This window comes from Veillonella parvula (assembly GCF_032577575.1).
Lineage (GTDB): Bacteria > Bacillota > Negativicutes > Veillonellales > Veillonellaceae > Veillonella.
Map to the genome: position 1 here is coordinate 352,994 of NZ_JAWFVO010000002.1, position 14,252 is coordinate 367,245.

Genomic DNA, 14,252 nt, shown 5'->3' on the forward strand with positions numbered 1-14,252 from the left:
TTATAATAAACCTTTTGGTAACTAACAAAGAATGTTCTATTAGCCTACAATCAATAAGTAGATATTCATGATCGTAACGATGATACCTATGCTCCATAAGAGAATATTTGTAAATTTACGGTTCGCGTATTCTCCCATGACCTTGCGGCTACTTGTCATGTAAAGTTGCAAGAAGATGGTGATTGGTAATTGCAAGCTCAAGAACATTTGAGAGAACAATAATGCTTGGAAGGAATCTGTAATAAACACGATCAACAATAATGCTGGAACATATGTTAGTGCCAAGCCTAATCGCGTATGGAAGTCTTTCATATCGTAAGACTCGCCAAACATTCCTGCAAAGATACTTGCCCCCGCCATACCTGCTGTAGCGGATGAGGCAAAACCTGCAAATAACAATGCTATTGCAAAAATAATACCCGCTGCGGGTCCAATGAGTGGTCGCAACAACTCTTCAGCCTGTTCAAGCTCTGTTACTTCAATACCATGAGCAAAGAAGACAGCCGCCGCCAATATAATCATGGCAGAGTTAATCATCCACCCAATCCCCATAGATAACAAAGTATCGAGGAATTCATAGCGCAACTGCCGTTTCATAATCGCTGGGTCTTGTGTATTAAACTGGCGACTTTGGATGATTTCAGAGTGTAAAAACAAGTTATGAGGCATAATTACAGCCCCTAATATACTCAAAATAACGAGCATCGATTCATTAGGTATATTAGGATCCACCCAACCGATACCAGCCGTTGCCCAATCCACGTTGACCATATTTACCTCAACGAGGTACGCCAATGCGATGAGGGATACAAAGCCAGCAATGATTCGCTCTAATTTACGATAGGAGTTCGTAATGAGCATGACCGTACAGATAAGAGCCGTCAAAATGCTGCCTATCAAGATAGGAATACCAAAGAGCATCTTCAAGGCGATAGCGGCGCCAATAAACTCAGCCAAGGCCGTCGCTGCCGCCGCAATTCCTGCCGTGCTAAGCACAAAGCGAGATGCATAACGCGGTAAGAATTCATAGGCACATTCCGACAAGCATTGACCGCGTACAATGCCTAAATGTGCCACATTATGCTGTAATAAAATGAGCATAATCGTAGATAGTGTGACTACCCACAATAATTCGTAACCATAACTGGCACCAGCTGCCAAGTTAGCAGCCCAGTTGCCCGGATCGATAAATCCAACGGTTACGATTATACCAGGTCCTATATATTTAAAGACCTCACTTACCTGCTGCTTACCATTTTGATGGACAGTAAACAACTGTTTCTTTAAAAAATCAATCATTATAACCCCTTACTAAGAGTTATAGAGTGAAGGTCATCTCCGTCTGCATACGAGCATCTGTTTTGGACTTTTTATCCTTGGAATCAGCGTAACGAATACGCACTTCATTATTTACCTTAACGCGAGAATCATCAATTTTGAATTTCTTCATTTTTTCTTTGATTTGTTCATCTGTTAAAGCGCGTTCTTCCGGTTTTGCTACTTCATCACCAGCCTTATCAAGAGCCTCTTGTTGATCCTTGGATACTTGATACATCTTACCAGATTTTTTAGCCTTTTCAGCACGCTTTTCATCTAGTTTTTGACGGCGCTCGTCAGTAACTTTTTTATCGCGAGCAATACGGTAATCCATTACATCACGCATATTTTCTTGGTAGATACGCAATGCATATTCCCGATCATTGTCGTTCATTTGCTCACGTTTTGTGACTACCTCATCGATAAGTGGCATAAGCTCATCCTTTGTGTAGCTAGCACCATCAAAAGTAAATCCGTGGGTATCTGTAATAGCACCATGTTTAATGAGTCTTTGTAACGCTGTATACGTCCAATCATTAGGCGTAATAACATCTGAGTTTACATGCTGTTGCCCTTTACTAGAACTACTAACAGTCTCTACATCAGCACTTACGCCATCCACCATAGGACGTGCACTTGGAATGGCAATACTTTCAGCATGACTAAAGCCAACAGACGCAACGAGGCATAATGTGCCAATGCCTAACGCTCGACGGATACGATTCATTTGACGTGTATGTTTTGTATTCATAAGAGTCTCCTTAAAATTACATTTTATACAATCTATTATATGAAACCCCTAGACATACGTCAACTCTATACCCTTACACACCTGTGTCATTCAATACTAATAAGGCCTTGGACTCACTCGAATCCTCACAAATTAGGCCTATATAAATAATATAATAAATTAATATATTATACAAAAAGACCCCACATCGAGTGATGTGGGGTCTTTACATGGCGGAGGATTAGGGATTCGAACCCTAGCGACGGTAACCCGCCCTAACGATTTAGCAAACCGTCCTCTTCAGCCTCTTGAGTAATCCTCCATGCTTTACTGGGTAATCATATCATACCCAATAAGGCATTGTCAATCGTCTTATTTCAGCATAGATTCGATGAACCAGATCTGTTTTACATAGTATGCAACGTGATCTTCCATCATGCTTACGAGCAAGAAATCACCTTCTTCATCAGCGGCTGCACGAATTGCTACAGCTTGATCATTCATGTATTTAAAATCTTTAAGAAGGATATCAATTACCTTTGCTTGAGGGATGTCTTCTTGACCAAGTTCTTCGATTTTAGTCAATTTTGTGTATTCTGCAGAATTTACCAATGGAAATTGACCTTGCATTTTCACATGTTCTGCTACGGCATCAAAGTATTCAAATGCTTCATCATAGATGGATTCCAAGTATTCATGGATGGATTTGAATTGCGGACCAGTTACATTGAAGTGTAAATTATGTAATTTTACATTCCATACGGAAAGATCTGCTAAATATTGATTTACTTGTTGTACGTTTTTCATAATAAAACTCCTTTTTTCACTTAATTCTCAATTATAGTTTATTCTAAAAGCAGAACAAACACAGTTGGTTTCTACGCCATCAATTCGTTTATTTAATTTATAATCAATATTGATTATGTTTATATTCTACCAATAATGATTTTCCATGTCAATACATGAGCAGATATTTTTGTATAAAAGTTTAATGAAAATATTATAACCATACTAAATCAAACTTATCCCCAATACAATACATACCAAATCTAAATCCAATAATTCGAAGAAACATGTTTCTTCGAATCATAAAAAACCCCTAACTACTAGTTAATCCAATAGTTAGAGGTTTGTATGATTCTTTGTATGATTCTATATTAAATATGATTATATATTAAATACGTTTCTATATTAAATATAGTATTCTATGTAATTATCAGGGATTTTTTTCTCCTCTGCTTGTGCAGCGGTTGCATTGCGACTAAGTTTACGAACATACATATTTTCTGGGTCTGTTTCAAAAATTACCATATCTTTAGGAATATCATGTTTGATAACGAGATTACAGCCAATCTTCGTGCGCGCCCCAATCGTAATATCCCCTAAGATTTTTGTACCCGTACCGATGAGTACATCATCTTCAATGGTCGGATGGCGCTTTACCTTTTTAGAAGACATCCCACCTAGTGTTACTTGATGGAACAAGGTTACATTATCGCCTACAATAGCCGTTTCACCAATAACAACCCCCATACCGTGATCAATAAAGAGGCCGCGACCAATCGTCGCACCTGGATGGATTTCAATGCCCGTTACATGACGAGAATGGAGAGCCACACGACGAGCCAAGATTGGCCACCCCGCCTTATATAAACGGTGGGCAAAGAAATGCCAGAACAAAGCCGTAATATGTGGATATGTCCATATAACCATCCATACACTTGTGGCAGCTGGGTCAGAATCCATTACGCGCTTAATATTATATTGAATTTTGCCCCATAAATCGCGCAAACCTTGCATCATAGTGACTCCATCTCAAATAACTCTACTTACATTCTACAGAAATATAGATATATCTAGTATACAACATATTTGGTCTATATTCCTATATATAAGGCTATATCTATATAGAACCTATTCTTTTATCATTCAAAATCTCGTATTTTATCTATCTAAAATCTATTATTTAACGTATTCATTATTGCCGAAGTCCAAAAGGGATAAATATTTCTCTACTCCATCAGGTGCAATAACAACGATGTTCGCCTTAGGTAATTCACGAGCCATGCGTTTTGCCGCTACAATGGCCGCCCCCGCGGAAAGACCAATAGAGATACCACTTTCACGCATAAAGGTTTGCACCTCGCTAAAAGCTTCTTCATCACTTACAGTTTGCACGCCGTCCATCAAGCTTTGGTCAAAGTTTTCAGGAATGAAACCAGCCCCAATACCTTGTATTTTGTGAGGGCCGCCCTTACCTTCGGTAATAGCAGGAGATCCCGCTGGCTCTACAGCAATGGCTTTTAGATTAGGATTATGTTCTTTCAATCGTCTTGTAACGCCTGTGAAAGTACCACCTGTACCGATACCCGCTATAAATACATCGACATTTGGCACTTGTTCTACAATTTCATTACCCGTCGTGCGGTAATGCATATCTGGATTTGCAGGATTTACGAATTGGCCCAAGGTGAAAGCATTTGGATACTTTGCTAAAATTTCATTTGCCCGCTCAAGAGCCCCCTTCATACCTGTTTCTTTTGGTGTTAAGATGAGCTGCGCCCCATACGCCTTAATAAGCTCACGGCGTTCTTTACTCATACTTTCAGGCATGATAATTACTGTTTTAATATGTAAAATAGCGCCTACCATAGCAAGAGCGATTCCCGTATTACCACTTGTGGCTTCTACAATGATGCTATCCTCATGGATGCGACCCTGCTCTTTTGCAGCCTGCAACATACCGAGTACGGCACGGTCTTTTACAGATCCACCTACATTATATTTCTCAAGCTTTACATAGATATTAGTATTTTGTAATTGATATACCGGTGTTTTACCGATAAGTTCAGTTGTTTGGTTTGTTACTATACTCATCTAATTCTCCCTCTAGCGATAGATGATAAAAATCGTCCTTAGGAGCATCCCAAGGACGATATTATATTGCACCTTGTTATTCACCATACACGGGGTATAACCGTTTATGTATTCCAATTAATACAACCATACTCTAACATTTGAATCATTTCATTGTCAAGAGAATGAGAACGACTTTTAAAACCCTAAAAATACAGGAAATAACTAGCTTTATCTATTTTGTTGTAAGTGCATTAAGTACCCCATCCCATGTGATGGGTACCATTATAATGATGAGGGCCAATCCAATAAAGAAAATTGCTCCTACCAAGACTGTAAGACGAGGGATAAGAGATATAGCCATGCTACTAGCTAAGCGCGATACTTTAGTTACATCATGATGTAACGCTACATGGCCCCATAAGAAACCAGCAACTGCATAGGTGATAATGTATGGGTCGAAAATGATTAGGGTCGTCAATTCATTATCAACATGCATAATTCGGTTAATACTCGGAGACACTAATACATTTACAAGTATAGCTAGGATTTTAAACCACACTAGGCACACGATATAAGACCACATTGTTTTTATCGTCATTCTCAGCATATAGAGCAAGCCCACCAAGCTTGCTCCAAGAAAGCCTCTTTGACTCCCCATGTACCGCTCCATCCAAGAAGGCTTATGTTTACCTGCATCTACTTGGTCATAATAAAAGGATAAATCCCGTTCTCCATGAGCTAAATCAACGAGCCCTAATACTTGAAACAACACAAGCGAAAAGACTAGAATAACGCCTATTTGAAAGCTTTCACTAAAGAACATATCCATCAGATCAAAATCAAGATAACCAATGTTCAAAAGATTACCATATACATCGTGAAACGCAATATATATACCATTCGTTACGAGCATATCTAACACAAATAGGAGTAACACAAAGATGATATATCCGTTCCAGCGAGTCCATTTACTTTGTTCTCTTAAATGAGTGTGAGTCCCTACGATTATTGATGCAGGTTGTAAAGACAAGGTCACACCCATCATAAAACAAATAATAAAGGATGCGACCATTGTTAAATATTCGTATGCCATATTAACGGTATGCTACGCGCTCAGGCTGCATGTCGTGGAAATGAAGGCGCTCTTTTGCCGTCTTTTCCCACTCTGTACCAGGCTTGCCGTAATTTGCGTATGGATCGATGGACAAGCCACCGCGCGGCGTAAACTTACCCCACACCTCGATATATTTAGGATTCATCAACTTCACAAGATCTTTCATGATAATGTTGATGCAGTCCTCGTGAAAGTCCCCATGATTGCGGAAACTAAACAGATACAACTTCAAAGACTTGGACTCAACCATTTTCTTATCTGGCACATAAGAAATATAGATTGTGGCAAAGTCTGGTTGACCTGTCATAGGACACAAACTTGTAAACTCAGGACAATTAAACTTAACGAAATAGTCATTATCAGGGTGTTTATTATCAAACGCCTCTAACACCTGTGGCGCATAATCAGTAGGATAATCGGTCTTGTGACCTAACATCGTTACCCCTTGTAACTCTTTTTCAGATCTGCCGGATGCCATAAGGAACCTCTTTCTATAAAATATAAATTCTGCGAAATCATTCAATATAAATAAATTATATCATACGTAGTGCTAAAAAAGTCTTGATGTAAAATAGGATTAAATAGAAAGTTGCAACTAACATAACTACAACATTCGTTTATACTGCAAATGACTAAATAAAAAAAGGACGCTATAGTCTTAAATCATTCAGTAATTAAAGCTACTGAATATTAGACTATAACGTCCTATCAGATTTAAACAATCATAACCTTAAAATTAATTCAAATATAATCATTTTTTTAAAAGTTTATATATAAAATACCATCCCAACATAAATACTCCACTAATAATATAAGCACTACCATAAAAGTATATCCAAAACTCGTCACTAGTAACCTCAGGATCCATAACAAACATAAATGTAATGCCTCCTAGAAAAAAAATCATTCCAACCCAAAAGATTAAATTAAATATTTTTAAAAACATTTTCACCTCAACAATATGCTAACGCTTATCAAGCGCTTCTCGTTCTTTTTTTCTATCTTCATTTTCTTCAACATTTATTCCTATAGAACCACCTACAACCTTTGCTAGACCAACTTTGAATTTTAGTTTACGTTTTTTTCTATCTCCGTAAGCTTCTAAATGACCGCCCAAAGCCCCTGCGTAACCTTCTGCCTCAAGAGATACTTGTATCGGTCCCAATTTTAATGGAATACTCTTAGCTTCAACAGCACTAGCATAAATCATTCCTCCAACTTCTACGCCCACCTTATCACTTGTAATACTAGCCTCGGCTTTAGCTTGAACCCCTACCAAATGTCCATCTACAAATTCCAATAAACGATTTTCATTTTCAAAACGTAAGCCTATATCAACTGCATTACCCTGTATCTTCCCCAGTGTAGCTGTCCCCAGTCCCCATGTAGCAACTCCAGAAGGTCCACCGACATCAGGGCCACTTCTTTCCCATGCATTCGCACGCCTAACAAGATATGTCTCTGTACCATAAATCTTATCCACTGCATAGGCGTTTTTTTGAGAAGGCATTATTGCTCCATCATTAATTCTTTTGAGCTTATATTCATTAATTGATTTCAATCTAAGTCTATCATATACCTTCGCTAGCTCAGGTATACTAGATACAGCATCAGGATTCAGCCCCTTCTTACGTAATTCTTCTTTAGCAGCTTTTTCAAGTGCTAATGTTTTTTTATATATAATCTTTTCAGATTCACTAAGCTTTTTTCGTTCAATAATAGGATAGTATGGAGCAATAGAAATCATTAATTTACCTTTCCCCATAATATCATTATTACCAAAAAACTCTTTATTATAATAACCTAAATCATTCAATAACTTCTTATAAGCCTTCTGATAGGCTAATTGTTTCAATGGATTATGAAAATCAATCTGATTTTTAAAAATAGATTCACTTAAGGCCTTTAGCTTTTTAATCATCTGCGCTTTTTGTGCCAAGCTTATATTCTGCCACTTCTTATCTACTAAGGCTTTCTCTTCATCATCTAAAGCCTCATTATACTCTTTTAAATACTGTTTAATCTGTATATGTGTTAAATAATTATTCTCTGTGGCACTACTTGCAATTCCACTACCAGCATTACTTCCTACAAAGGATTTTTCCAAAACCAAACTAGCAATTTTATATACATCAGAATTATCAACATACTCACCATTAGCGTCTATTGTAGTATTAGCGTGTTTAGCTAATTCTTTAGAAATAGCGCCTACCATCACCTCATTAGCACTAGCAGTTGCAAAACCTTCTAAACTAGAACCACCAGCCATATTAGAGACTACTGCACCAAAGCCACCATGTAAGGCAACTTTATAAATACCGCCATCTTTCCATTTATCAGATTCTTTTTGGTATCGTTTTTTTAGAGCTTCATCAGAAGTGTTAGCTGCTTTTTCCTCATACTTCTGAGCTTGCTTCATTGCAATATCTCCAATTAATTTAAAGCCTTCATCAGATACAGCATTGACGTATTCCATACGTTCTTTTACATCAGCCTTATCAAATATGGGTTTAATACTATTGAGTGCATGTTCAGTATCTCTGTTAATAACAGTAAGAGGGTTACGCTCTACTTCTACTAATATAGCATCACTAATAGCAGATTTAGTAGTTGATTTGGTCTCATCTGATACTGGAATAGAAACTACCGGAGATAGCCCTAATGGGTTGATTTTACCGAGAATACCTTTTGCTGTCAATCCAGATGTATTCATGGCTATACCAGATTTTTTAGCCTTGTAAGAAGCTTCATTATGAATGTCTTCCATAACTAGAGATTTTGTAGAAATCTTATTTTTTTCAGGTGTAGCCTTACTAGTTATAGTGGCTCCTTTTAATGTTGTCGTATCGCCAACAACAATATTTACGCCATCACTACCAGCATGAATACCAGATTGTTCTGTAACACTCTTATAAGTACTATCAATATTGCCTTTTACATTAGCACCATTAATCATAGGTTGAGATATAAAGTTTGCACCAGATATAGATATCCCCTTGTTCTTGGATGTTTCATGATAGATCTGACTGTCTTGCAAGCTTTTTACACTTAGATTATTACCTACATTCGCCGCTACACCTTTCCCAGAAATAGTAGAACCGATAAGGTTCGTATCATTTCCACTTGTAATAAATACGTTGTTTGAACCTACAACATGTGTACCAGTATGAGTAGTAGTATCTTCTACCCCATTCTCTGTCCCTTTATAAGCAGAAGCTGACCAACCTACAAGTCCACCAGTTCTCATACCAATATTAGCAGAAACATTCCAGCCACTAGACTTACTATTTGTTTCAACACGTTGCGTATTTGAACCGGCCTCCAAATTAATATTATTTGAAGCAGTTAGTTGTACGTTCTTACCTTTAATTTGTTCACCAATTGCTGTAATATTACCTTTAATTGAATCTGCACTATTAGCATGAAGTAAAATAGTTCCATCAGAATCAATAGCACCACTAGAATATGTATAGCGTTCTAATTTCGATTCAGCTACACTTTTACTTGAGCCAATGCCAACTTGTATATTAACAGCTCTATCTACTGCTCTATCAGTGGCTTTATCAACAATTCCTTTATTCTCTTCTAAAGTAGTTCGTTTTTTCAATAAAAGCTCTTGTTTAGCCTTAAGCTCTGCTAACTTAGTTGAGTCAGTTTCTGGTGTATTGACTATATCAGCATTGACACGTTCCAATTGTGAATTAATAGCTCTCATTTGGCCATTATAACTTCTATCAACAATTTGCTTTGCTTCGCCAACAGCAGAGAGTAATCGATCTATAGACTGTTTACCTTCTAATGATTTAAAGTGACTATTTCTTCTATCAGATGCACTGTGTTGTTTTTTTACAGCACTATCTATTTTTTCAACAACACTGCCACCTAAACTTACAGTTAACCCTGAAGACTTACGCTCATGACGCTCCTCTTGTTTATACAAGTCATCTTTACCATCTAATATAATATCTTGCCCTAAAATGACAACGCCATCTTTCCCTACTGCATTCGTCGTAGTCAAATGAACTGTGTCACCCGCTTGTACAGTAACGTCTCCATTTGTCGCTCCTAAGGTTGTGGCTTTATGAGTAGTTTCATCAATATAGTAATTATCTTTAGATTGTTTTTTACCAATCATGATACCTATGCCGGCACCCATAATACCAGATTTTTTTACATCTTTAGAGGCGGTACTTAGTGTATGCTCTGATGCGGCATCAGTTACTACATTATGACCTGCTAATACGGATGTTCCGGCAGTACTCACCACATTAGAGGATGTAAGAGTCACATCGTTATTAGCACCAACAATTACAGTATGTCCACTAACTGTACTCATTAATGCATTTTTAGATTCATCATTCGTTTTGATTTTAGTTTCTTTTTTATTAAGAAGACCTTTTTCTTTATATTTTAACGCAAATGCATCCTTAGATTCACTGTATCCATTTTCAATGGATACATCATGTTCACCAATTACTTTTACCGCCCCAGAGTCACTACTAACGGTCAAATTACGAGCCTTAATATCATTTTGGGCACCAATAGATATATTTCCGCTAGCCTCTATTGTCGTTCCTAGCTCAGTTTGACGATAAGTTCGTAAATAATTATCGCCATCTTGAGTCATATCTTTTTTTGCAGTAAGAGTATCTGTGGTGCTATTAATATCATGTCCGGCAGTAATAGTGATAGCACCTTTTTTACCTAATGCTTCAATAGTTGCACCACCAAGGTTTACGTCATTGCCAGCAGATACAATCATAACGCCGCTATTACCGGTTACAGCAATACCTGCTGTTTTATGTAAAACATCTTGATTTTTTAAATGCTCAATAGAATTGTTAAAAGTAATATTCTCTTTTGCTTGTAATTCTACAGCATCACGACCAACAATTTGACCTTGTTGGTAAATAGTTGTATCCGATTGCAAACCAACTTTGTCTGCATTAATATGCCCGCTATTAATAATATCTTGATCAGATGCAAGAATCACTATTTTACCTTGAATAACCCCTTCATTACGAATACTTTCCTTCGTATTCATAACAAGTGTATTCGCGCTAATTAATGTTCCCTCATTATGTAGTTGTAATCCATTACTTTGTTTGAGATATACCTTAGGATAAATTACCTCAACAGGTTTACCATCTACCATAACAACATCTTTTACAAGCCAAACCATATCACTGGTCAGACTAGCGACTTGCTCTGCTGTCAATGCTACGCCTGGAGTAATGCCATACTGCTTGGCATACGCAACACCCGCATCCATAAGAGCTTTAAATTGACTTTCATCATCTGTATATCCATCAAGGAATCTATAACCTGTTCCAGATACAATCTGATTTCTAATCAAAGTTTGCTCGTAAAAACCGTCACCTAATCTTTTTTCAATATTTTCAGGACTTATTTTCATCTCTCGATACATATAATCGGATGATAAGAAGGCTTTTTTATTCGTAAATTGTGGGTCTGTTTCAACCACATAGTTAGCAGTACTTTCAGGATGTATTGTATATAAAGATTCTGTAGGCAATGCCAAAATGTTAGTTCCCGCAGTAGGTTTAGATGTATCATTACTACTATCTTGTGCAAATGGATTTAAGAAGTCTTGTACCTCTTTACGGTGATTAGCACCTACTTCACCTTTTGCCTTACCATTTTTGTCTTCTTTCTTAGCCACCCCGAGAGATGTAGGATTTTCTTTATCCACTTGTGGCGTCATGAATACTTGCCCCTTATAACCTCTTCGTCTAGATTTATGTGGTTTTTTTCTCCTATAAGTATACGCTTCTTGTGTAGTACCAAATGTATTGGTAACCTCTTGATTTTCTTTTGTAACTTGATTAATAGCACCCGTAGTAGTTAATGTGCCACCCACAACCAATTGACTATTTTCATTAGTGCCACTGCCTATGAACGACACATCTCCACCAAAGCGCACAACACCTGGTGTACTGTTTTTAACCTCTTCATGGGATGACATTTTTTTACTTCGAATAATAGCATAAGTATCTATTGGTTCTTTAGCTACACTAGAGACTTGTTGATTATATACTTCGGCCTTTTTATTATGAGCTTTAATTTTTTCATTTAATAAAGCTAAAATTGGCTTAAATTGTGCATCCCACGCTTCTTGTTCAGGACCTGCCGTTAGTGGGCGCTCTGTTGTCATAGATGTAATGCCAAACTCTTTAAAAATAGGATCATCATAAGCGTATGAAGGTACTTGTGTACCAATATATTCTGCTGGAATTAACTCTTCACCTGCCGCTTGCTCTTCTGGCGTAATTTGTTCTACCGTAACATATTCTGCAGCCTCATATATTGGCATTGGGGATTTTCCGTAACTATGGAGTGCGCCATAGCCACTATTTAAAGAAGTAAATTCAGACTTTTTAAAAACTTGACCATGCTCACTATGATTTTTATCTGTAATCAGGATTTGATCTTCTTGCTCTGTCAGCATAGCGTCATTACTTGCACCAGAAAGACCTTTTTCAATTTCAGGGCTAACACGTTTTGCTGTAAAGGAAGAGTTCTTATTTTGATAGTCTTTACTTCGGATGACACCTTTTCCAATTCCCTCAATAGTACCACCGATATTGTGCAAAGTGTCTCGACCATCCAATGTCATAGTGCCACCACTATACACAAGAGACTTCTCTCTATTCAAGATAGAATCCGCCTCAATAGTTACATCATCTCGACCTGCAATAGTACTCCCTTTATGAGCAGATAATTCCTCTTGTACTAACTTAACAATCTTAAGCTTTTCATCATATATTTGGGATAGTTCTTTTATTCGGTTCAAATATTCATCTTGTTCAGTTTTTGATGTAAAAGCTGTAGTATCTATAGCATAGGCTGCTTCAAGCTTATCCTCTGCTGCTTTCATATCTGCCATAGCAACATCTAATTTAGATTCTAACGCCACATTCTTACGATTTTCCAGTACTTCAGTTTGTATCGCTACTTTTCCACCATAAATGCGCCCATTCTCTATATTATGTACTTCTTTACTATTAATTCTAGTAGTACCACCAGATACAATCACTGCGTCAGTATTACGAATATTACCTGCCTCAACAGACAAGGAGCCATTACCTGTCACAGCGCCTTGAGTATTAGCACCAGCTGCCATTGTATTTTTGTTAGTTAAGGTTTCTTCTACCTTAATATGTCCATTTTTAACGGATGTAATATTCCCTGTATTAGTTAACTCTTTTGTTTCTAAATCCAAGTTTCCACCAGAAGCAATTGTCTTTATATTCTGTATAGAGTTTGCTTTAGCCACGAGACTTGTATCGGATTGAAGCATACCATTAACAGATAGATGACCATTAGCATCTACTGAAACAGACTGAGTCCCTGCAACTACACCATTAAGATTAACACCTACACCAGCTTCAGTGCCAACCATAGTAATATGATTAGCATACATCCCACCTACTGCAGCCACATCTAATCCAATCATTGGTTTTGTTTCAACAGTTGAAGACTCTAAAGCTGTAGCCTTTAAGTTGTTAGCATCAATGTGATTTTGTCCGGTACGAGTATTAAGTTTGTTTGCCCAAACCCCTGCATTTACATCAATAGTTCTTGCCAAGATAGATACAGAATCTGCACCTTTTCCATCAAGACCTTTGCCTTCAACAGCAACTTTCCCTTGTTCTACGCGGTAATTTTGTAAATTTCCAGCACCATTTAATTCTGCTCTACCTGTAGTTAACACAGCATGATCCGTATTAAGAAACCCACCACCATTAACTGTAATACCATTAGGATTTGCGACCACAACTGAAGCTCTTTGCCCCGCCACTTCTAAATAACCATTTATAGATGTCGGTGTACCTGATGTAACTTGGTTTACGATAACCTTTGCAGTACCGTTCACTATGTTACTATTACCTTGTACATAACCAGCAAGTTCTGTTTTACTCGTTACATATGAGTTATTTAAAATAGCCCCTTGTTTCTCTACATTAAATTGCTCATATTTATTCATAGATACGCCCTTATTAGTGGGTGCCGTAATATTAACTAAAGGTATCTGATTAGCAGTTTCCTGAACTAATGGTCGTTCAGTAATAACTGCATTATTATCTGGCATAATTGGCGAAGCCAGTACCATCGATTGAGATGCTACAAACACTCCAAAACTTAGCCAGGATACAATCTTACGCCCTAGTGTACGTCGTTCTTGATTCGTTTTACACATATAACTCTCCA

The 14,252-nt window shown here is 37.4% G+C and carries 8 protein-coding genes and 1 tRNA gene; all 9 read right to left on the reverse strand.

Going from position 1 to position 14,252, the window contains the following annotated elements:
• Positions 1–39 precede the first annotated feature (39 nt).
• The 9 genes from E7K77_RS05530 to E7K77_RS05570 all read right to left on the reverse strand — a co-directional run bounded on the left by E7K77_RS05530 (position 40) and on the right by E7K77_RS05570 (position 14,241).
• Positions 40–1,299 (reverse strand): Nramp family divalent metal transporter, encoded by a 1,260-nt coding sequence (locus E7K77_RS05530; RefSeq protein WP_008603201.1) that lies wholly within the window; start codon positions 1,297–1,299, stop codon positions 40–42.
• A gap of 19 nt (positions 1,300–1,318) precedes the next feature.
• Positions 1,319–2,068, reverse strand: coding sequence for a hypothetical protein (locus E7K77_RS05535; RefSeq protein ID WP_008603203.1), 750 nt, complete (start codon positions 2,066–2,068; stop codon positions 1,319–1,321).
• Between the two features lie 210 nt (positions 2,069–2,278).
• Positions 2,279–2,369, reverse strand: a tRNA-Ser gene (locus tag E7K77_RS05540).
• Positions 2,370–2,419: 50 nt separating this feature from the next.
• Complete coding sequence (locus tag E7K77_RS05545) at positions 2,420–2,854, reverse strand: Dps family protein (RefSeq protein ID WP_008603204.1); 435 nt, start codon at positions 2,852–2,854, stop codon at positions 2,420–2,422.
• 384 nt (positions 2,855–3,238) lie between these two features.
• Positions 3,239–3,850, reverse strand: a complete 612-nt coding sequence (epsC, locus tag E7K77_RS05550) for a serine O-acetyltransferase EpsC (protein WP_038125748.1) — start codon at positions 3,848–3,850, stop codon at positions 3,239–3,241.
• A 159-nt stretch (positions 3,851–4,009) separates the two neighbouring features.
• Complete coding sequence (cysK, locus tag E7K77_RS05555; RefSeq protein WP_008603208.1) at positions 4,010–4,924, reverse strand: cysteine synthase A; 915 nt, start codon at positions 4,922–4,924, stop codon at positions 4,010–4,012.
• Between the two features lie 214 nt (positions 4,925–5,138).
• Complete coding sequence (locus E7K77_RS05560) at positions 5,139–5,999, reverse strand: hypothetical protein (RefSeq protein WP_316584303.1); 861 nt, start codon at positions 5,997–5,999, stop codon at positions 5,139–5,141.
• A gap of 1 nt (position 6,000) precedes the next feature.
• Positions 6,001–6,498, reverse strand: coding sequence for a preQ(1) synthase (gene queF, locus E7K77_RS05565; protein ID WP_004694169.1), 498 nt, complete (start codon positions 6,496–6,498; stop codon positions 6,001–6,003).
• A 486-nt stretch (positions 6,499–6,984) separates the two neighbouring features.
• The gene (locus tag E7K77_RS05570) at positions 6,985–14,241 is read right to left on the reverse strand and encodes a two-partner secretion domain-containing protein (RefSeq protein WP_316594315.1); all 7,257 of its coding nucleotides are present in this window, start codon (positions 14,239–14,241) and stop codon (positions 6,985–6,987) included.
• Between the last annotated feature and the right edge of the window lie 11 nt (positions 14,242–14,252).